The 21,355-nt window shown below is 40.5% G+C and carries 17 protein-coding genes; 6 read left to right on the top strand and 11 right to left on the bottom strand.

Features of this window, described 5'->3' with window-relative positions; genetic code table 11:
* Window positions 1–169: 169 nt before the first annotated feature.
* On the top strand, window positions 170–547 hold the full coding sequence (locus V7L05_RS07735; protein WP_335163356.1) for a LemA family protein: 378 nt from the start codon (window positions 170–172) through the stop codon (window positions 545–547).
* Between the two features lie 26 nt (window positions 548–573).
* Window positions 574–936, top strand: coding sequence for a DUF3137 domain-containing protein (locus V7L05_RS07730; RefSeq protein WP_335163354.1), 363 nt, complete (start codon window positions 574–576; stop codon window positions 934–936).
* Between the two features lie 28 nt (window positions 937–964).
* Here V7L05_RS07730 and V7L05_RS07725 read toward each other — a convergent pair whose 3' ends face one another.
* From V7L05_RS07725 to lepB, 5 genes are all read right to left on the bottom strand, one after another.
* Window positions 965–2,251: a hybrid sensor histidine kinase/response regulator gene (locus V7L05_RS07725; RefSeq protein ID WP_335163352.1), complete on the bottom strand. Its 1,287-nt coding sequence runs from the start codon at window positions 2,249–2,251 to the stop codon at window positions 965–967.
* Window positions 2,252–2,643: 392 nt separating this feature from the next.
* Complete coding sequence (locus tag V7L05_RS07720) at window positions 2,644–4,479, bottom strand: GGDEF/EAL domain-containing response regulator (RefSeq protein WP_335163350.1); 1,836 nt, start codon at window positions 4,477–4,479, stop codon at window positions 2,644–2,646.
* The gene (locus tag V7L05_RS07715; protein ID WP_335163348.1) at window positions 4,476–8,156 is read right to left on the bottom strand and encodes an ATP-binding protein; all 3,681 of its coding nucleotides are present in this window, start codon (window positions 8,154–8,156) and stop codon (window positions 4,476–4,478) included. Before V7L05_RS07715 ends, V7L05_RS07720 begins: the two co-directional genes overlap by 4 nt.
* Window positions 8,157–8,801: 645 nt before the next feature.
* Window positions 8,802–9,593 (bottom strand): MOSC domain-containing protein, encoded by a 792-nt coding sequence (locus V7L05_RS07710; RefSeq protein WP_335163362.1) that lies wholly within the window; start codon window positions 9,591–9,593, stop codon window positions 8,802–8,804.
* 202 nt (window positions 9,594–9,795) lie between these two features.
* On the bottom strand, window positions 9,796–10,437 hold the full coding sequence (gene lepB / locus V7L05_RS07705) for a signal peptidase I (RefSeq protein ID WP_335163346.1): 642 nt from the start codon (window positions 10,435–10,437) through the stop codon (window positions 9,796–9,798).
* 308 nt (window positions 10,438–10,745) lie between these two features.
* Here lepB and V7L05_RS07700 point away from each other — a divergent pair, with 308 nt between their 5' ends.
* Together V7L05_RS07700 and V7L05_RS07695 are read left to right on the top strand one after the other, a co-directional pair.
* Complete coding sequence (locus V7L05_RS07700; protein ID WP_335163344.1) at window positions 10,746–12,065, top strand: dihydroorotase; 1,320 nt, start codon at window positions 10,746–10,748, stop codon at window positions 12,063–12,065.
* A gap of 411 nt (window positions 12,066–12,476) precedes the next feature.
* The gene (locus V7L05_RS07695; protein ID WP_335163342.1) at window positions 12,477–13,652 is read left to right on the top strand and encodes a patatin-like phospholipase family protein; all 1,176 of its coding nucleotides are present in this window, start codon (window positions 12,477–12,479) and stop codon (window positions 13,650–13,652) included.
* A gap of 1,032 nt (window positions 13,653–14,684) precedes the next feature.
* On the opposite strand, the gene tsaE is transcribed toward V7L05_RS07695, so the two are convergent.
* On the bottom strand, window positions 14,685–15,140 hold the full coding sequence (gene tsaE / locus V7L05_RS07690; RefSeq protein ID WP_335163340.1) for a tRNA (adenosine(37)-N6)-threonylcarbamoyltransferase complex ATPase subunit type 1 TsaE: 456 nt from the start codon (window positions 15,138–15,140) through the stop codon (window positions 14,685–14,687).
* A gap of 75 nt (window positions 15,141–15,215) precedes the next feature.
* Window positions 15,216–16,586 (bottom strand): gluconeogenesis factor YvcK family protein, encoded by a 1,371-nt coding sequence (locus tag V7L05_RS07685; protein ID WP_335163338.1) that lies wholly within the window; start codon window positions 16,584–16,586, stop codon window positions 15,216–15,218.
* 174 nt (window positions 16,587–16,760) lie between these two features.
* Here V7L05_RS07685 and ruvC point away from each other — a divergent pair, with 174 nt between their 5' ends.
* Window positions 16,761–17,252 (top strand): crossover junction endodeoxyribonuclease RuvC, encoded by a 492-nt coding sequence (gene ruvC / locus V7L05_RS07680; RefSeq protein WP_335163336.1) that lies wholly within the window; start codon window positions 16,761–16,763, stop codon window positions 17,250–17,252.
* Window positions 17,253–18,027: 775 nt separating this feature from the next.
* Here the strand turns inward: ruvC and V7L05_RS07675 are convergent.
* Both V7L05_RS07675 and V7L05_RS07670 read right to left on the bottom strand, forming a co-directional pair.
* Window positions 18,028–18,219, bottom strand: a complete 192-nt coding sequence (locus V7L05_RS07675; RefSeq protein ID WP_335163360.1) for a hypothetical protein — start codon at window positions 18,217–18,219, stop codon at window positions 18,028–18,030.
* 44 nt (window positions 18,220–18,263) lie between these two features.
* Window positions 18,264–18,620: a transposase gene (locus V7L05_RS07670; RefSeq protein ID WP_335163334.1), complete on the bottom strand. Its 357-nt coding sequence runs from the start codon at window positions 18,618–18,620 to the stop codon at window positions 18,264–18,266.
* A 373-nt stretch (window positions 18,621–18,993) separates the two neighbouring features.
* Here V7L05_RS07670 and V7L05_RS07665 point away from each other — a divergent pair, with 373 nt between their 5' ends.
* Window positions 18,994–19,413, top strand: coding sequence for a hypothetical protein (locus V7L05_RS07665; RefSeq protein ID WP_335163332.1), 420 nt, complete (start codon window positions 18,994–18,996; stop codon window positions 19,411–19,413).
* A gap of 576 nt (window positions 19,414–19,989) precedes the next feature.
* Here V7L05_RS07665 and V7L05_RS07660 read toward each other — a convergent pair.
* Entirely contained in the window at window positions 19,990–20,541 is a 552-nt protein-coding gene (locus V7L05_RS07660) for an FKBP-type peptidyl-prolyl cis-trans isomerase (RefSeq protein ID WP_335163330.1), read from the bottom strand.
* 78 nt (window positions 20,542–20,619) lie between these two features.
* Window positions 20,620–20,943 carry a phasin family protein gene (locus V7L05_RS07655; protein ID WP_334944437.1) on the bottom strand — a complete coding sequence of 108 codons (324 nt, stop codon included), beginning with the start codon at window positions 20,941–20,943 and terminating at the stop codon, window positions 20,620–20,622.
* Between the last annotated feature and the right edge of the window lie 412 nt (window positions 20,944–21,355).

Below are 21,355 nucleotides of genomic sequence, written 5' to 3'. Positions count from 1 at the left end.
ATGATTTTTGCGTCATGTGTCATATTTTATAACCCAGTGTGTACCAATTTACATTCTGATTTTTTAGTTCTACCCCGATTTACCGAGCGGATACAACCTAAGTTACAAAAAAAATCAAGTTGATAATGCATTTTCTAGTATTGATGTAGTTCTGCAAAAAAGATGTGCTTTGATCCCCAGACTTGTAACATTAGCTCAAATGTATATGCAATTTGAGCAAAAAATATTGACAGAAATTAGCAGACTCAGAAGTAGAGCAACTTCAAAAAATTTAAGTGATAATAGCCGAATTGCCGTAGAAGACCAAATTTCGAGAACGTTAAACAAAATTATAATAGCAGTAGAAGCTTATCCAGAATTAAAAACAAATCAGCATTTTATCCAATTGCAATATTCATTGAATGAAGTAGAAGAACAAATTTCCGCCGCCAGGAGATTTTATAATTCTGCTGTAACTGAATATAATAATGCTGTAGAAATGTTTCCGACAAATATTATAGCTTTGGGGATGAAAGAAATATCAATTAAAATTACAGTTTCAAGCTAATGCACAAGCAATAAATAATGTAAATATTGAAACTTAAACACTTACATTCATATTTTTTTTCAATTTTTTATTCGTTCTATGAGTTTGCTGAACTTTTCACTCTTTATGGTGATGACCAAGTAGAAGCACGTTATGTCTTCTCTACTAATTTAATAGATAAAATAGTTAACTTTCGCAAGAAAATCAATAGAAATATTTATATTTCCTTTGTTGATGATATGATATATATAGCCATTGAAGAAGCAGTAGAAAATAATATATTTGAACCTAATCTATTTAAAAGTATGTTAAGCTTCGCGCCGTTAAGAGAATATTTTGAAACTCTCAACTTGATGTTGGGAATTATTGAAGACTTAAATCTCGATAGACGCATTTGGAAACAAGACTAATAGCATTTTTTCTGAAGCTGCAATATACTTAAGGCTCAGGTTGCTCTATGGGAATTTCGATCGCAAATTCTGCTCCTTGCCCAACAGATGAGGTATAGGTAATATTTCCTCGGTGTTTTTGGACAATAATCTGATAGCTAATGGATAATCCTAGCCCACTACCTTTGCCCACAGGTTTTGTGGTAAAAAATGGGTCAAATAAACGCGATCGCAAGGACTCTTTTATACCAGTGCCATTATCAGCGATCGCAATTTTGACCATATTCAAGTCTGTCACCTCTGTATGAATCCGAATTTGGGGAGTAGAAGATTGATTCCCCACTCTTTCTTCTATTGCATCAATAGCATTATTTAACAGATGCATAAATACTTGGTTTAGTTCACTTGCATAACAACTGACTAGAGGCAAATTACCATAATCTTTCACTAGAACAATTGCGGGACGGTCTGCTGTTTCCCTGAGTCGATGTTGTAACATCACCAAAGTATTCTCGATGTCTTCATGGATATTTACCGGCTTCATCTCTGCTTCATCGTGCCGAGAAAAGTGTTGTAGCGCCTGTACAATTTCCCGAATGCGATCAGATCCTCTATACATTGCACCTATCAGCTTTTGCAGATCCTTAATTATAAAATTCAGGTCTATATTTTTGGCTATTTGCTGAATTTTTGGTGTGGGTTTGGGATATTCCTGTTGATAGACCTCAATGATATTTACTAGTTCTTGCACATATTCACCAGCATATTTGAGGTTCCCATAAATAAAACTGATCGGGTTATTAATCTCATGAGCCAGTCCAGCCACTAACTGCCCCAACGCCACCATCTTTTCGTTCTGAATCTGTTTAACTTGGGCGGCTTTCAAGTTGTCAAGAGCCTGTTGGAGTAAAAAGTTTTTTTCTTGCAGTTTAACTTGGAGCAAACGTAAATTAATCTGATTTTCAATTCGCAATACAACCTCTGCCCCATGAAAAGGTTTTGCAATATAGTCTACACCACCAACATCAAAGGCTTTTACCTTATCGACAACATCATCCAGGGCGCTAATAAAAATTACTGGGACTTCACAAGTTTTATGATCAGCTTTTAGTTGTTGACAAACTTCATAGCCATTCATATCTGGCATATTGATATCCAGCAAAATCACATCTGGCAAAACCATTTGACACGCAGTTAGTGCCATTTTACCGTTTAAGGCTTTGCGAACTTCAAAACCTTGTGCAGTCAACATCGCCGATAAAAGCCGCAAATTATCTGGGGTATCATCGACTACCAAAATATTTCTTTTATCATGCTTAGGTTGATTAAAATGCATTATTATCAAAAGCTAGGCGGATGATTATTGAGAATAGTAAATGCTTCTTTGAAATTACCCTGAAATTTGTTGACCAATTTCACCGAAATACTTATATTTATAGTTTAACTCCCACCGTACTTAACACACCCTACAGCTACAGCGATTTTATATTTAATTCAATCTACCTACTTAACAGCAGTATAGTAGATATAGCGGTTCCCTGGTGCATGAAGTACATATCAAAACCTCACCCCCAACCCCTCTCTTAACTCACACAGAGGTAAGATAAAGTACAACTTTATCGGTATGAGGTTAAGCTCTACCTCATTCTTATTAAGAAACGCCATAGTACGCGCAGATTCTCTAGGCGAATGTCAACAATGAAATTTTTCCCCAGTGCTATTTGATAGCTACCATTGAGGTGCTGTGGCAAGCAACTTAAGAACCAATTGTTGTTCTATGGGTTTAGAAAACAGATATCCTTGAGCAAAATTACAGTTTAAACTTCTCAATTGGGCTAACTGTTCTTGTGTTTCGACACCTTCAGCGATTACACTCATGCCCATTGAGTTGGCAATGCCAACCATTGCTGGTACTAACCCCATATTCTCTTTATTTTCCTGCATACGTTTGACGAAAGATTGATCAATTTTGAGTGCATCGAAAGGAAAGTTGTGCAAGTAACTCAAAGAGGAATATCCTGTACCAAAATCATCCATAATCAACTTGATTTTTCGCTGCTTTAGTTGTTGAAGAATTATTTTAATCGCATCAGTATTTTCCATAATTACAGTTTCTGTAATTTCTAATTCTAAGTATGCCGGATTTAGTTGATTTTCATAAATTATTCGGTCAATTTGTTCTACCAAATTAGGCTGTGAAAATAGCTTTGCACTCAAATTGACACTAATAGTTAGAGGTTCTGGGGTTACAGGATAATGTTGCCAGATGCTTAACTGATGACAAGCTGACTGTAATACCCAAGTATTGATGGGATTAATCAAACCTGTTTCTTCTGCCACAGGAATAAATTCTCCGGGATAAACCAGACCGCGAATCGGATGTTGCCAGCGCACCAAGGCTTCAAATCCAGAAATTTTGCCTGTAGTCAGGGAAATAATTGGCTGATAGTAAACGAGGAATTCTTGCCTTTCAACAGCCCTTCGCAGGTCATTTTCTAACTCTAAAAGCTGAATAGCTTTTTGATGCATCCCTGGATTGAAAACGTGATATTTGCCTCTTCCTTGAGCCTTAGACCGATGCATTGCCGTATCAGCATCCCGCAGCAAATACTCTGGGCGATCATAATTTTTATTGCCCCAACTAATACCAATACTGGCATTCATAAATACTTCATATCTTGACAGTTTAAAAGCAAGTGATAGCTGTTGCAGAATCCTTTCGGCAACTTTGATTGCTATATTTATATCTGTGATATTATCTAGGATAATTCCAAATTCGTCACCGCCCAATCGTGCTAGAGTATCAATAGGGATCAGACATCCTTGCAGGCGGTGAGCGATGGCTAACAGTAATTCATCTCCCACTGGATGGCCAAGAGAATCATTGACAACTTTGAAGCGATCGCAATCTAAAAAAAGTACCGCAAACTGATAACTAGATTCTTGCTGGGTACGATTTAGAGCATTTTCTAGTCGCCGAATAAACAAAACTCGGTTTGGTAATCTAGTCAGTGAATCATGCAGTGCTATATCGAGCAGTTTATTTTGCAATTTATGGCGGGAAGTGATTTCTTGTTGGAGTTTTTGTAGAGTTTTTTCTAGCTCGCAAGTTCGCTGTTTTACGCGATGTTCCAGTTCCACATTTAATTTCAAGATTTCTAATCGCGCCGACCTCAACGCCAGTTGATTTTGAACGCGGACTAAAACTTCTTGAAACTCAAAAGGTTTGGTGATATAGTCTACACCACCCACCCTAAAGGCTTTAACTTTGTCAAAAACATCATCTAAAGCGCTAATAAAAATCACCGGAATATCGGCTGTTAGCTCCCAAGCTTTAAATGTCTGACAAATTTCATAGCCGTCTACTTCTGGCATCATAATATCGAGTAAAATCAAATCTGGTAATAGTGTTTGAGTTGCTGTCAGTGCCATTTGCCAGTTCAAGGCTTTACGAACGTTATACCCATCCCTTGTCAATATGGATGATAAAATTCGGAGGTTATCCGCCATATCGTCAATGATTAAAATATCTTTTTTATCAGAGTCTAAATGCTCGTAATTCATTTTACGTTTGTTATAGTCAATTCCATGATTTTCTCAAACTGGTAGTTATTTGCTAAATCCCGGAGAACTTGGAAAACTTGACGATTATCTGATGGAATTTGCTTGATTAACTCTAAAATCAGTTCATCGCTACAGCTGGCTGCGGCATAATGGATTTGTTGGAGCCACTCAGGTGGCATTTGTGATAAACGGCTCAGGAGTTCGGCAACACTGACAAACATCTGTGTAGGTTGATCAACAACTGCACCTTTTGTGATTTCTAGTTGGTTGGTATACTTTACGCCCAGATGTTGACTCAGTTTTTCCAATAGTACTTCCTGTGTGAATGGCTTGCGAATAAAATCATCGCAGCCAATGGACAAAATTTTCTGGCGTTCTTCCTCAAAGGCGCTAGCAGTTAGGGCAATAATGATCGTGTGTGTATTGGAGTAATCCTGCGTTACCCCAGAGAAGTCGCAAGGGTGAGCCAGGGCTGTTGGCGCAGTTGCTATAACTTTCGGAACTTCGGCAACACAAGGCTGCCCCAACGCCGGGTTGGCCGTATGCCCCATACTTCGGCAACGTCTGACAGTGAGCTTGTCGAACTGCTCACTGTCAGACCTGTCGAACTGCTTAGTACAAGTGCCCCATTCCCCATCCCCTATTTGTTTAGCTTTAATAATTCTTGTGGCTTCATAACCGTCCATGACTGGCATTCGCATATCCATAAAAATCAAGTGTGGTTGCCAAGATTCCCAATTAGCGATCGCTTCACTACCATCAGTAGCTTCCCTGACTTCAAAGCCTAGAGGCGTGAGAATTTTAACTAGCAATAGACGGCTTTCTTTGGAGTCGTCAACTACTAAGATCCGGTATGCTTTTTCAGTAGGTGCTAAAGCTAGAATTTGGTATTTAATTTGGTTCATCGGGATTTCTCTGGGGCAACTTAGAGCAATCTGAACATCAAAGGCAAATGTACTACCGACACCAGGAATACTGCTGACACTAATATCTCCTCCCATCAGTTGCACGTATTTACGGCTAATCGCCAAGCCTAGTCCCGTCCCTTGTTGCGATTTTCTGCCGATTTCGGTTTGTTCAAAAGCCTCAAACAGCAAGTCAATTTCTTGTGGGGCAATACCACAGCCAGTGTCTTGTACCTCGAAGAAGAGATGAGGGGGATAAGGAAGATGAGGGGGATGAGGAAGATTTTGCTCCCTTATCTCCCCCTGCTCCCTCATCTCCCCCTGCTCCCCTGCTTCCCCAGCCCCCAGTCTCACCCGTAGCGTCACTCTCCCCGTATCAGTAAATTTGATGGCATTTCCCAAAAGGTTGAGCAAGATTTGACGCAGTTTATTTTCGTCCGTTTCTATGTACTCAGGAATGTATTGTGCATATTCAAACAGTAATTCTAAATTTTTAGATGCAGCACGCAAGTGCAACATCTTTTCTAAGTTCTTCAATAGATGAATTAAGTCAAAGCTACTGCGATTTAATCTGATTTTGCCAGCTTCGATTTTAGACATTTCGAGAATGTCGTTAATTAGCTTGAGTAGATGTTCGCCAGCACGATTAATAATTGCCAAGTTTTCTTGATGTTCACCAGATAGCGAATAATCTCGGCTCATGATTTGGCTGAAACCAAGAATGGCATTGAGTGGGGTACGCAGTTCGTGGCTCATATTAGCGAGGAATTCGCTTTTGGCGAGGTTAGCTTTGGTGCTTCGCGCTGCTTCACGAATGGCTGCTTGTTGTTCCTGTGCAGCGATTTTTTGCGATTGAATCAGTTCTTCTTGGGTGGTTTGCAGTTGCTCGATAACTTGCTGGAACTCTTCAGTACGTTTTTTTACTTGAGCCTCTAAGGTGCGATTGTATTCTGCTAATAACTTTTCTGATTGTTTGCGTTGGGTGATATCAAAAAATGTGGCGATCGCAAAAGCCAGATTTCCCGATTCATCATAGATGGGTTTTCCTAAAATTTCAATGGGAGTAATCTTGCCACAACGGTGAATTTCTATATCATCAACCCTGGTGCTTTCCCCTTGCAATGCTCTCACAATCGGCATGCGATCGCTGGGGTAAAATTGATCTGTCCCGGCAAGGTAAGCTTGATATACCTCTGACAATTTCTCAACCCTAACTTCTGCGTAGACGCCTAGCGGTGAGGGTGTCGCAGTCTTGGCGCTTCGCGTCGATTGCGAACTCCCGAACCCGGAGGGCTTGTCGTTAGACATCGCTCCTTGACCAAGAATTTGCTGCCCAATTTGATTTCTATAATAAGGTTCACCTTCCGCATCTATAATAAATACACCTACCGGCATGGCTTCTAAAAATTTAGTTAGCCGACTCTGACTGTGAGATAGCGCCTCATTTAAAACTTGCATCTGGGCATTCTTTGCTGACAAAGCACTAAAGGATGCTTGGAGTTGTTTTGCCATAGTTTCAAATGACTTAGCTAGTTCCCCCAATTCATCGGAGCGCTGAATTTCTGGTGTTTGCTCCCATTCACCTTGAGCAATTTTCTTCGCTGATCTGTTTAATTGTAAAATCGGATTAATTACCCAGCGAGCAGTCAAAATCCCAATTCTTGTAGCCACTAAAAAAGCAACTATGCACAGCAAAATGGTGATGCGGGTGTTAGCGTTAATTTCCTGCATAAATTCGCCTTCGGGAATCACCGCCACAATTAGCCAATCTAAACCCAGTTCGTCCCTCCAGCTTTTTACCTGCACAAAATAACGCATTCCATCGGCACTAAAACTTAGCTGTTGCTTACCCACAACAAACTTAAGATTGCCAAAACGTTTGATCAAAGATTGTGTTGTGAGTCTAATTAAAGAATTTTTACTATCTAATGCTGATTGACGTTTTCCTTTACCATTAATGATCTTATATGGTGGCTCACTAGTAGAAGAAGCCACTATTAACCCAGAACGCTCTAAAATAAAAGTTTTACCCGACTCTTTAATCTTTAAGTTGGCTAAAAATGTGCTGATTTGTGACAAGAGCAAATCAACACTAATCACCCCAACTAATTTGCGATTTTTATCGTAAACAGGATAGCTGGAAGATATAGATAAAATTTCTGGTTTATCTTGCCATTGATAAATTTGACTCCAAACTCGTTTGCCTACTTTAACTGGATCTGAATACCAAGCTTCTAGACGAGGATCATAATTTTTGACTTCCTGAAGCTGGCGGCGATTTCCTTGGTTGTCTGTAGGATAAATATAAAGTTTGCCTATACCACCCTTCTCGCTAACTTCATTAATCAATAGCTTGCCATTATCTAGACGTTCAACACCGATAAATTCACCTTTGGGATTGGCAAAGCTGTTGTAGCCAACATTGAAAACCTGCATTTGCTTCCAAAAGTAATTTCCGGTGGTTTTAAAGTCCGAAAGATTGAGCAAACCTAGCTCAACCGCATCTAAGTTGATTTGATTTATTTGCTTCGGAGTTGTTAAATAGCTATCAAGATGTTGTTCAATGCGATCGCATATCTCACTTTCTAATTGAGTAGCAAGCTCATTTACCGCTTTTTGCCCGTTTTGATACGAAAGATAGCCCACAAGTCCCACCGCCCCACAAATTTGCAATATAAAGGGCACAATCAGAATATATCTCAGAGGCATCTTGGCATAAACTCTGCGAACTAAGCGATTAATAGATTTGACGGGCTGAATTTTGGATAACATTATTGTTTAATTCTTCCCCAGCCTATATTAGTGCTGCTTTTGCTATCTTTCCTACATTTAATTGCAGTATAATTACGACGTGCGATCGCTTTGGTCATATTTTTATTATTTAGTATAAAAAACAAAAGTACTTTTTTATACTTTTTTTATTGACTAAGTTCCTCCAACGCCTAATTTTCAAACTTTGCGTCACCGAACAACCCGCCGTAGACATCGCGTAGGTTAGGCGGGTAGATCACCGCACCTGAATTTGCTCAGTTTGATCTGGCAATGTGCCAACAGATTTTCTCGGACTCACTGAAATTCGACCGAGAAACTACAGTATGCCATTCTAAAATTTAGGTCGCCATTAGCACCCGACTCTAAATTTAATTTTTAACAAAGTATGTTCAGTTTAATTCCCCTGCCTAACGACGGCATCACGTTTTGATGCCTAATTAAAATCTCCGTCACAAAACTTAATTACGAATTACGAATTACGAATTATTTTAATTGCTGATGTCTTGATTTTCTGGTTTCAAAACCTCTGGACTTGTATAAAAACTTATATTTAACTACAATAATTTTAAAAATGTCATCCAAATACAGAGTAAAAACAAAAAAATACCAAAAAATTTACTTAGTATTTGTTATCTTAAATAAATGTTAATTTTGTTGTGGAAGTATGTCAACCTCATCGCCAAGTTGTAAAATTTTTCCGGCTGACGATGGAGGTAATTGGGTATTGACACTCAATCTGTAAAAGTGATTAAAAGGCGATGAAGCAACCCAATTTGGCAGAGTTGCTTGTCGCTGGGTAGCAAAGATTTTTTGAAAGTTTGGGTAAGCTTCCCCTAAGTAAGAATCGCGTGTTGGGACTATACAACGCTGACATGGGTTAACCCCAAAAAAGCACACATCCCCCACTCGAAAGGAGACTAAATCACCTTGTTCACTAAATAGCTGATCTTCCCAAAATGCTGGTACACCATCAATCTCGATGTTGGCACGCATTCGACGGCGGATTTCATCTACACTTAAACCCGGAAACCAAGAAGCTACTTCTGCCAAGGTTGCCGTGCTAATTACTGTTGAGCCAGGTGAAAATGTATCGTCAGGAAAACCCATCAGAGAGTTTTGTCCGAATCTGACAGCAAACTCAAAAAAATCACTTAAAGTTGCTTCTAATGCTTGCCGTTCCTCATCCAAATGAAAAATTTGTTGGAAGTCGCAGCCTGGGATTTGCAACGAAATAGTTCTATTTAAAAGTGCAAATTGCGCCCTTAGTAAATGGATTTTAGCATGACGCTTGCCATTGACAAATTTACCCTGTTCGTCAAAAATTGCAAACTCGCGGTCATGCTGTAGTGCGCCACTGCCAAGAACTCTAGCGTTCTCAACTTCAACACCATCTAATGACTTAACGGGATACAATAAAATCTTTGCTAGGTAAGGCATCATCGCAATTTTGGATTTTGGATTTCGGATTAAAGATTGGGGATTGCTAAATCACCAATCTAAAATCTCAAATTCTTTTGTTACAGCAGTTTTCATATATTTGAACCACATCTATCGTAGGGGCACAGCAGTGCTGTGCCCCTACCGCGTGGTCTATTTACCTGAAAATAGCTGTAATTATCCACCTTACTAATATTGTTAATTATGGATATAGCGGCGATTTATCTATTCCGCCAATATGATTTAGAGGCCAGAAGCGAATTACAGCACGTCCAATAATATTCTGACGGGGGACAAGACCCCAGCAGCGGCCATCATAACTGTTGTTACGATTGTCACCTAGTACTAAATATGAATCGGGTGGTATAGTCTGGGGTTTTGCCAAAAAAGGTGGCTGTGGCCCCGATTGGCAAACATCAATGAGTGTACTCTGCCCAGAACTGAGGTAATTGGATTCTGGGAGAGATTTGTTGTTGATATAAACTTTGCCATCCTTGAGTTGTACTTTTTCTCCAGGTAGGCCAATTATACGTTTAATAAAAGCATCCTGATATTGTTCTTTTTGTAGCTCTTTTGTAGGTGAAAATACTACGATGTCTCCCCGTTGCGGGTCAGCAAATTTATACTTCAACTTATCGACAATGATTTTGTCTGCCTCCCACTGGTTGGGCGTACCATGCAGAGTTGGTTCCATCGATCCAGAAGGAATCCAGCGTGCTTCAGCAACAAAGGTACGAATTCCCAGAGCTAGAACAATGCTCAATACAATTGTTCTACCTAGCTCTGCGATCCAGGAATTATCGGGTTGTTGACTAGAGTTGTTATCAGACACTTGATTTTGCATGAAATTACTTAACTGAAAGAAAAATGTAGGTAATTAACTCGCCTAGTGAGACTTTATCTGTTAATCTTAACGGGAAAACTTTAATTTCCTAGTCATGTTTGCATCTTGACGGGGTTCTTCATAAATTAAAAATAAACTTTTTTTAGGCGCGGCAAAAATTGGTTACTCCGATCGCGACTCAGTTTAACCTAAAAGCATAGTTCTCCATAAAATATAAGCTGCTGTTGCTTGAATTTAGATTGAGTCGATAGCCAGGATGCTTGCCAAGATTGCATTTACCCATTTTGAATTTTGAATTCCTTATGCTTATGTCATCTCCAAAAATTTTACTGATTCGCCGCGCTCGTATAATCTTACCCAATGGTGAGCTGATGATTGGGGATGTGTTGACGCGCGATCGCCAAATCGTCGAAGTTGCGCCAGAAATCTCTCAAACAGCACTAGCCACTGAAATTGACGCAGAAGGGTTAACTTTGTTGCCAGGAGTTATTGATCCGCAGGTGCATTTCCGCGAACCTGGACTAGAACACAAGGAAGATTTATTCACCGCCAGTTGTGCCTGTGCTAAAGGCGGAGTTACTTCCTTTTTAGAAATGCCCAATACGCGCCCCCTGACAACCACACAGCAGGCTTTAGACGATAAGCTAGAACGTGCCTCCCAGAAGTGCTTGGTTAATTATGGCTTTTTTATTGGGGCAACAGCAGAGAATCTACCAGATTTGCTTTTGGCAAAGCCAACACCAGGAATTAAGATTTTTATGGGGTCGATGCATGGTCAATTGCTGATTGATGGCGAAACAGCATTGGAGGCGATATTTGCTAAAGGCGCTCGCTTGATTGCCGTTCATGCCGAAGACCAAGCTAGAATCAACCAACGCCGCCAAGAATTTGCCAACATTCACGATCCCGCCGTTCACTCGCAAATTCAAGATAATCAAGCGGCAATGCTTGCAACTCAACTGGCATTAAAACTTTCTCAAAAATATCAACGTCGTCTGCATATTCTGCATATGTCAACAGCCGAAGAAGCAGATTTGCTGCGTCAGAATAAACCTAGTTGGGTGACAGCAGAGGTAACGCCACAGCATTTGTTGTTGAATACTAGTGCTTATAAGCAGATTGGTACCTTAGCACAGATGAATCCACCTTTGCGATCGCCCCACGATAATGAAGTTCTCTGGCAAGCTTTGCGCGATGGCGTGATTGATTTCATCGCTACAGATCACGCGCCGCACACCTTAGAAGAAAAAGCTCAAGAATACCCCAATAGTCCTTCGGGAATGCCTGGGGTAGAAACTTCTCTAGCTTTGATGTTAACTGCGGCGATGCAAGGACAGTGTAGTGTGGCTCAAGTTGTGAACTGGATGTCTAAAGCTGTAGCTGTAGCTTATGGTATTCCCAATAAGGGAGCGATCGCGCCTGGTTACGATGCCGATTTAGTGCTTGTAGATTTAAACACATACCGTCAAGTCCGGCGCGAAGAACTTTTAACCAAATGCCATTGGAGTCCCTTTGAAGGCTGGAACCTCACCGGCTGGGCTACAACCACTATTGTCGGCGGTGAGATAGTTTATGACAAAGGCCAGGTAAATACGCAAGTGCGGGGTCAAGCTTTAACTTTCTTGTAGCAAATATTTATTTAAGCTTACGTAGTAGACAAATAGTTATAGCGTTTCCTAATCATACAAGGTACATCATAGCCCCCTCTCTCGAAGAGCCTATCCATTACCCGGATCTTTCTTAACATTTGCGAGAGCGATGTCTGACGACAAGACGCTTTGCGTCTACGCTCACGTTTTTTCTAAACCTTATTCGTTCGTTGTTCATTCTCAATAAAAACCTCATTTTGGCGAGAATAGTAAGAGCTAATTTGTCAAGTATGCCTGACACCTCAGTGTTCAAGATACTTATAAAACAAGCGTTTCAAGATTGTAAAGAAAGATGTGACTAATGGATAGCGAAGAGCGGGGAGGGGGTTCAGTACCTACTCAAGCGAGAACCGCTATACACATCAAAAGAAATAATCAAGGAGAATTGCTATGTCCTTCAAAATTTTGGCTTTAGACGGTGGCGGTATTCGTGGAGTCATTGCAGCTCGAATACTTCAACAAGTAGAGCAAGAAATTAGAAATCAGGGTAAAGGAAACTTTTTACACGAATACTTTGACCTAATTGCTGGTACTTCTACTGGTTCAATATTAACAGGAGGTATTGGTGTTGGAAAGGAGAGTGATGAACTTATTAAACTGTATAAAGATCGGGGGAAAGATATATTCCCGCAGCAGAGAAAAGACCGCTACAAAAACTTACCGCCGATCATAAAATCGATTTTGGATGTACTTTCACCACCTAAATATTCTCATGATGGAATTATTAGCGTCCTCAAAGATGCGTATAAATCCACAAGAATAAAGGATATTGAAAAACCGATTATTTTGATTCTTGCTTACGATACGCTATATCGGAATACAACCTTTTTTACAAATTGTCATCCCGATCTAGGAGACAGATGGTACGATGACTGTTATTTATGGGAGATATGTACTGCTTCTGCCTCAGCTCCCACTTTTTTCCCACCATACAAATTAGAACCTGTAGATAAAGAAAAATTTGGTGATTGGGAATTCCCACACATTGATGGAGGAGTTTCTGCTAATAACCCCTCTCTCGCAGCTTTGAGTCTAGTTATGAGAATCAGTCAGTCTTCAGTCTCTCCAACAATCAAGCAAAAATATAAACTGGATAATCTGCGATTGGAAGATATTTCTATCCTTTCTATTGGCACAGGTCAAACTGGTGAACCATATCAATATAAGCAAATAAGCAAATGGAGAGGCTTCGACTGGGCAAAAAATCTTACTAATATCTTTATGGAACCTACATCTGAGATTGGTAGTACAATTTCCCGACAAATCATGGGTGGATACGATTCTAAACGTTACTTACGTCTTCAGTTTGACTTAAATGAGACATTTAAACCTAAGCCAAAAGAAACTTATAAAGATCCTCGGATTGTATTACCTCCAGAAGATCGAAAAAACCGATTTACAGGCGAAAAAGTCACTGAAGAAATAGATAACACTAATCCCGAGGTTCTTCAGCAGTTAATAGATACTACCTCTGCATTCATTGATAAAGGTCTGACGTATTATACCAGAGATGACTCCGGTTATCCGATAAAAAATGCGATCGCCTCTTTCATTAGAGATAACTAGTACAGCTTGGCGGAAATAAGCAGACCATTAAAAGCTACGAAAATTTTGCTGCTGCCAAGGCTCAAAGATGGTATGTGTATTTACGCCGCACGGTACTAGTACTTTGTCAAGCTAGTAATGAAGGGTTTGTAGTAAGGACTTTAGTGCTTAGAAAATAAGGATTAAAGTCCTTAATTATTCGTGAACAATTAGCTCCCCGACTTCTTAGAGAAGTCGGGGAGCTGAGTCTTGTGATTTTGTCTCGTTCCCAGTCTCCGACTGGAAATGCCTATTTAGAGGCTCCGCCTCAAGACTTGCGGCAGAGCCGCAATTGAAGAGCATTTCCAGCCTCTGGCTGGAAACGAGGTTTAAATATCTCGTATTTCTACAGAATTATCGTATAAATACGAAATGTTTTATTAAATATTTCCTTGATATCAGCGCTAATTACAGATGTAAATATAATAATTATTTGCTAATTAAAATCATTTAAAATTATTTTGAAAAATCATCAACTAATTTCTTTTTTTGTATAGATTGTGAACCTAACTTGGGAATACTAAATGTAAGGAAAGTTAGACGACCGACTTCTACAGAGCTTTATTGTTGTTTAACTTTTCTCTACTAGCTTTCGCTGCTAAATAATTCCGATTGGATCTCCGAATGACAGTAGAGAACTAATCTGGTTCAACCAAGCTAACTAAGTTCTGTAAAAACTCTCATTTAACCCAACAACAGTTTATTAACATTTGCTCTGTTGCAATATACAGCAGATTTCAGGTTGGTGAAGTACACAAGCTAAGTCTCAAAGTCAGGTATAAAGCCTGTTTTACTTCTGAATTCTGACTCCTTAATTCTGAATTCTGCTGTATTTGCTGTTGAACAATTCTTTCGTTTATTTTTAGTTGAGATAACAATGTTAGGGACTGACAGTGGTGAGCGTGGTAGTGGCAGATAGGACGAGTGTAGAGTTCTTCCTCGACTATTTGCAGAAATTTTCTAGTGTTGTGATCAAAAAAGTGAAATCCCTCGTACTTAAGTCAGGAGATGAGCTTAAATCGCGGCAATAAGTTCGCTAATGGCACAATTGAATGGTATAAGTTCGACTTGACGAGTGCCTTCATGCCCATAAGTTAAACTCACACTTAAATAACTATCTGGCTTGTAAGGCAATCGTTCTGCCCATTCAACTGCCACAATTCCTGGTATGACCTCAACACCTTCCCAGTAACTTTCTAAATTTAGGGCTACAACTTTTTGTGGTTCTAAGCGATATAAATCCAGGTGGTAAAGGGGGAGGCGTCCTTCTGTGTACTCATTAATCAGGGTGAAAGTGGGACTGACAATGGGTTCAGCAATTCCCAAACCCTTGCCAATACCTTGAACTAGGGTAGTTTTACCAGCACCTAAATCACCTTCTAGTAAAATTACACTGCCAGGGGTCAGGGATTCACTAAGAGTAATACCTAAGCGTAGCGTCGCCTCTGTATCTGCAAGAAAAATTTTCATAATTAGTCATTCGTCATTAGTCATTCGTCATTCGTCATTAGTCATTAGTCTAAACAAAGGACTAATGACTAATTTTCATTTTCCGTGATGAGCTCTACCGTACCACCGCAACAAAACTCGCGCTAGCTTCTGCGGATTATGACGTACAAAACCTGTTTCATCTTCATACAAAACATTAGCTGGAACAATCCTTCGCCCTAGCTGAGTTACGGCTTCTCTATCCAGGAAAACGGGATGGGAGTTTTGTTGGGCGTAGCGGATGAGTGATTGCTCCGAGGGGGATTTGTTGTGTATTAGCACAGCATCAAATAGCCGTCTTTGCCCACAAGCAGCATCAATTGCTCTGATGTGATCGGCAACAGTATAGTCTTCAGTTTCTCCTGGTTGAGTCATTATATTGCAGATATAAATCCGAGGAGCATCTGACTGAGCGATCGCATCGGCAATTTCTGGTACTAATAAATTAGGAATCAGGCTAGTATAAAGGCTACCTGGGCCAATAATAATGTAATCAGCTTCTTTAAGTGCCTTAATCGCTGCTGGTACCGCCGGAGGATTAGCTGGAATGCAGCCAATTTTAACAATTTTACCGCCAGCTTTGGGAATGCTAGACTCCCCATTAATGCGGCGACCATCGGCTAATTCTGCCCAGAGACGAACATCACTGAGAGTTGCTGGTAATACTTGTCCCCGTACCGCTAGCACTTTGGAACTAGCTGCAACTGCTTGTTCTAAATCTCCAGTAATATCACTCATTGCCGTTAAAAACAAATTACCAAAACTGTGACCCGTTAACCCATCTCCAGCCCGAAAACGGTATTGAAACAATTCTGTTAATAGCTTTTCTTCATCTGCTAGTGCAGCCAAACAATTGCGAATATCCCCTGGTGGTAGCACACCAAACTCTTCACGTAACCGCCCAGAAGATCCACCATCATCGGCGACAGTGACGATCGCAGTAATATTAGCGCTGTAGGTTTTCAGTCCCCTCAACAACGTAGAAAGTCCCGTACCACCACCAATTACTACTATTTTCGGGCCTCGGTACAATCGACGATGGGCTAGCAAAACATCAATGAGTTCCTCTCCGCCTTCTGCTCTTAGTACCTTAGTAATTGAGCCTACGGTGCGAGTTTGTCCCCAAAGCACCAACAGCAAGCCGCCAAGCAGCACCAAAGGTCCACTGATATAGTTGGGTAAGATGTTGGTGATTACTCCCAGGAAACCCCTAACCAACTCGATCATCCAAAAAATTGGGGTCAGCTTAATCCAGATAGCTAATCCCAAACTCGCCAGCAGTACACCCCCAACACTGATCAACAACCAACGTTTTACCGATAGTCCAGGGGATAACCATTTGAACCACTGGTTAACCCGATAGGAAGTACGAGAACGCGACTGCTTTTGCAGGGCGTTGAGGGCTTGTCTGAGAAAACCAATTGACATACCTGATTTGGAGCAGTGCTACAAACAATAATTAACAGAAAATGTATACCACTTGGTTTAAAACACCAGGCGTGGAACTATTATATTTGTCAATCCCATTAGACTAAGAGCAAGTCGTGAAGATTGCCAATATTCCTAGTTAAACAATAGCCTGGCTTGGTAAAAGTGAATTTAATGGAAAAACGAATTTTAGGATTAGATCCAGGACTGGCAATTTTAGGATTTGGGGCAATTACCTGCACACAAATTTCTCACAAGGTACAAGAAACTACAGTAAATATGCTGGATTTTGGGGTAATCAGAACGTCAGCAGATGTAGAAATGGGACAGCGCCTATGTACCTTGTTTGATGATTTACACACCCTGATGGAGGAGTTCCAACCGGATTTGGTGGCGATCGAGAAGCTATTCTTCTATCGGATGTCAAATACAATCGTGGTTGCACAGGCGCGGGGTGTACTCATTTTGGTGTTGGGCCAGCGTCGTCTTCCCTACGTAGAGTTTACTCCTGCTCAAATTAAGCAAGCTTTAACAGGTTATGGCAATGCTGATAAGTCAGAAGTGCAAGAGGCGGTGGCGCGGGAGTTAGATTTAGATGAAATTCCCAAGCCAGATGATGCTGCGGATGCTTTGGCGGTAGCATTGACTGCTTGGTTTCAGGTGTAGGTTTGTACATAAACAATAAAGTTCTTTACTGGTTCGTAAAGTTCTTTACTGGTTCGTAAAGTCCTTTACTAACTGTCACAGAGTAAAAATACTTAAGACACGATTGGTACGAGCGATCGCCCACTATGAATGAAACAAACCATTCTGTTTTCTTAGGAGAGGAATGAACTTCCTAGACGATTCGTAATCGCGATCGCCTTGCCCCCGATGGCAGCCAGTGTCACTTAAAGGATAAAATGACCGCAAAAACTTAAGATAAAAGAGTATTTGAGGGATTTAAATGCGATCGCGTGCAGAGCATAGCAACATAAAAATAAGCATTACAGCTTTTCAGGAGCGGACACTTTATCTTTGAAAAGCGGCTATCTTATCCTTTAAGTGACAGAAATGTTTATTCTTTCGTTAGAGTGATCGCAGCAGGAAAACCCACTGACAATTATTAGTTGACCAAGAGTAGAAATACAAGGCATTAGTTGACCAAAAGTTGTAAACTCGAAGTCTACTAGCATTTTGTGAATAAGTTTTATAAAATTTATTACTTACAGCAGATTTCAGGTTGGTGAAGTACACAAGCTAAGTCTCAAAGTCAGGTATAAAGCCTGTTTTACTTCTGAATTCTGACTCCTTAATTCTGAATTCTGCTGTAATAGACTCCGCAAGTAATTCAGTTAATTCCTGATTATTCGTTAAGGTATAACGCAAATAGCTGCATTGCATAACGTAGTAGTGTTTTTCTCCTAGCTTGGTGAGATTTCCTGTAAGCTTATCCTCTAAATCATCCTTCAAATCGTCTAATGTTAATGTAAGTCTTCTCAATGTTGAGAGTAAACATCTCAATTAATCCGGCATCATCCGAGACATTGGCTCGAGTGCAGTGTGTAAAGAAGGGAAACCCAAGGGTGTCAATAGCCAGATGCCTTTTAATACCGTTGGTGGCTTTGTAGAAACAAAAACCTTTCGACTCCACACTGGCATTGCAGGTATTTTTCACCGCTTGTGAGTCAATGATAATTAACGTCGTCCAGTACGGTTTTTTTTAACCTGTTCACGCACTTGGACATGTAAGACACTCATCAGTTCCTCAAATACCCCAGCTGCTCGCCACTGTTTGTAGTGCCAATAGACGGTGGAATAAGGAGGAAAATCCTTGGGTAAGTCTTGCCAATTGCACCCATTTTTCAGTTGATAGAGAATTCCATTGAATATTTCTCGCTTTGTCCAGTTGGTCGGTCTAGTCTGCTTCTTAGTCGGTAAGATATCTTGCAATAAGGGTTCAAAAATTTCCCATTCTGTATCAGTGAGGTTGCTGGAATACGCCATTAGCATTGGATTGTAGATGCTGAGGAGTACCTTAATCCAAAACCTCATAAGATGTCAAATGGGTTCTATACTTTATGGTGAGGGAGTCTTCTCCAAGAATAACAATCAACCTTTCTCAATTAGTACATACGAACTTGTGACAGTTAAGAAGTTTATTGTTTGTGGCTCACATTATATTGGGGTTAGCACCTTCTCCAATAAAGAACTTTAACAAAAAACTGGCAACGCAATAATCAGTATTTCGGGCGTTGCCAGTAAAGAACTTTATTGTTTGTGTACAAGGTTGTTGTACTTGGCTTTCATCCACTCTCAAAAAACGCACTCCTCGCTGACGGCGATCGCATCATAATTGTTAGTTTTATGACCGTAAGCGATATCATCTGTGTGTGGTGTTATCTGCTGACTATAAACCAGGAGTGCAATGAAGCTTCAGCAACTAGTAATTGTCAGTGCAGTATTTGTTTGGGCTGCTGCGCCGAGTATTGCGATCGCAGATGAAGTGTGGAATAGTGACTACGGCAGAGTGGTCTATGAAAGCGATCGCGGTAAAAGTGCGATCTGGACTTATCCATCTGGAACTATCTTCATTGAAGGGCTGGCTGGAATAACAAGCAATCGGGGAATTTATCACGGCTATTGGGTTGGTAAATCGAATGTCAAATGTGATACGTCACGAGAAGATGGTTCTGGTAAGTTGAGCAACACTTGGGGACGATTTTCGATCCGCTTTAAGGTTCCTAATTTTCCCATGCCTTGGGAGGCCAGATGGAGCTACTGCGAAAGCGAACCTACTTTCTCTTGGAACGGAACCCCGCCAAAACAAAGTTTACTTCAACGCTAAAGTTTCTCGGCTTTTGTGGCTAAAATCCCCCAAATCTGACTGCGATTGCTTGAGTTAATGGACTGAAGTGTTCGCCAGTGGTCTTTGAGTTTGGGGTTTATATCTTTCTTATTTTTTCACAAATAGTATAGTCTAGTTCTCGGTGCGAAACTAAATTTCCAAAAAATAAGGATACGGATTTAAGATGTTTCCAGGAACTAAAACCTTGGTTTTTAGGCTTTATAGAATGAGCCTTCTGAGTTTCGCACCGGGAACTAGTCTAATTTTGGTATCAGCTATAACTCATAGTGATACAGCAATATATTAATTACAAGTCGAGTTCACGCAAAAGCGAGGATTTTGATCATTAAATGATTTTGATCATTAAATGATTTTGATCATTAAATGATTTTGATCATTAAATGATTTTGATCATTAAATGATTTTGATCATTAAATGATTTTGATCATTAAATGATCAAAATCATTAAATAAGTAATTTATTTGATAGGGCATTGGGCATTGGGAACAGAGAGAATAGAAATTTCTTTTAATAATTCTCCCTTGTCCCCAGTCTCTAATCCCCATGCCCCAGTCTCTATTTAACTCCCAGCAATTCCACATCAAAATGTAGAGTGGCGTTGGGCGGAATCACCCCACCAGCACCACGAGAGCCATAACCTAACTCTGGGGGGATGATTAACTGACGACGACCGCCTACTTTCATGGTGCTAAGTCCTTCGTCCCAACCTTTGATTACCTGTCCAACGCCAATTTTAAAGCTGAAGGGTTGGCCGCGATCGCGTGAACTATCAAACTTAGTTCCATCTTCGAGAGTGCCAACATAGTGAACTTCAACCGTTTGTCCAGATTTAGGAGTCGCCCCCGTCCCCTCTTTTAACTCGACATACTTTAATCCAGAGGGGGTAGTTACAACATTATCATCAGACGAGGGGGTACTTGCAACATTAGCATCAGACATAGCATTACTCGCAATTAAGATATTGTTTTCAGTTACAGTTGTGGGCGCTGGCGGCGTTTGGGTAAACTGGGCAGCAATGGCAGTGTTCTGTTTACTGCCTACTTGCCCCACAACCAAAAGCACAACACATACCAGCATGAACGCCACGCTGAGAAAAATTGGTTTCAAAATCAGTTCTCCTTACTTAAGTATCCAGGGAAAAAGATTACCAACAGGACACAATTAGTTTAAATCAGAAAGGGCATTCTAACGCCAAAGCTTATTTTCTAAATCGCGCAGTTGACGCTCTAAACGGTCAATTCTGCCCCTGAGTTCGTCCACTTCCGACTGACGAGCTACTCCCAAATCTTGCATCATATTTCGCATTTGCCTTTGCATTTGGACATCGAAGTTTCCCTGCTCGGACTTTAACTGCTGGGCAATATCATCTATTACCGCCTTGGCTTGCTCAGGATTGAGCTTACCGTCTTTAACTAAATCATCGCCGACTTGCCGCAGTTTTTCTGCTACTAAAGACGTTGTGCCAAGACCCACCATCATTAGCTGTTGCAACCAGTTGTTGCTGTCCATAATCCCTTCCTCTTACTTATTAATCAGCCGACCCTTGCTCCTGAGTGTAGGCAATCAAGCTATGCTGAAAGCGTAGTTATTCTAGCCTACAGCTCTATTTTGACAAATTAGCAAGTACAGGGTTCAAAGGGCGTGGTTATAAAATTCCTCAACTTTAAGGGTGCCCCGAATTTACGGGAAGATTTTATCCAGAAGGATGCACAAATTTGGACAACAGTGCTGGCTGAATATCCTAAATTTCTCGCTAAAGAGGTTTGAATCAGCCCCAATGACCACAAAGAATTTATCCTGATCATTTCTTAGGCAACGCTGGAGCCGTGAAAAGCCATACCCCAAGCACATTTGCAGACTATTGAAAACAAATTCATCCCAATACTGGGAGAATCCGATCCGATAGTGGAGTCAGCAGAGT

Source organism: Nostoc sp., from assembly GCF_036917755.1.
Lineage (GTDB): Bacteria > Cyanobacteriota > Cyanobacteriia > Cyanobacteriales > Nostocaceae > Nostoc.
The sequence above is the reverse complement of the archived record's forward strand: the minus strand, read 5'-3'. Positions and strand labels throughout refer to the sequence as shown.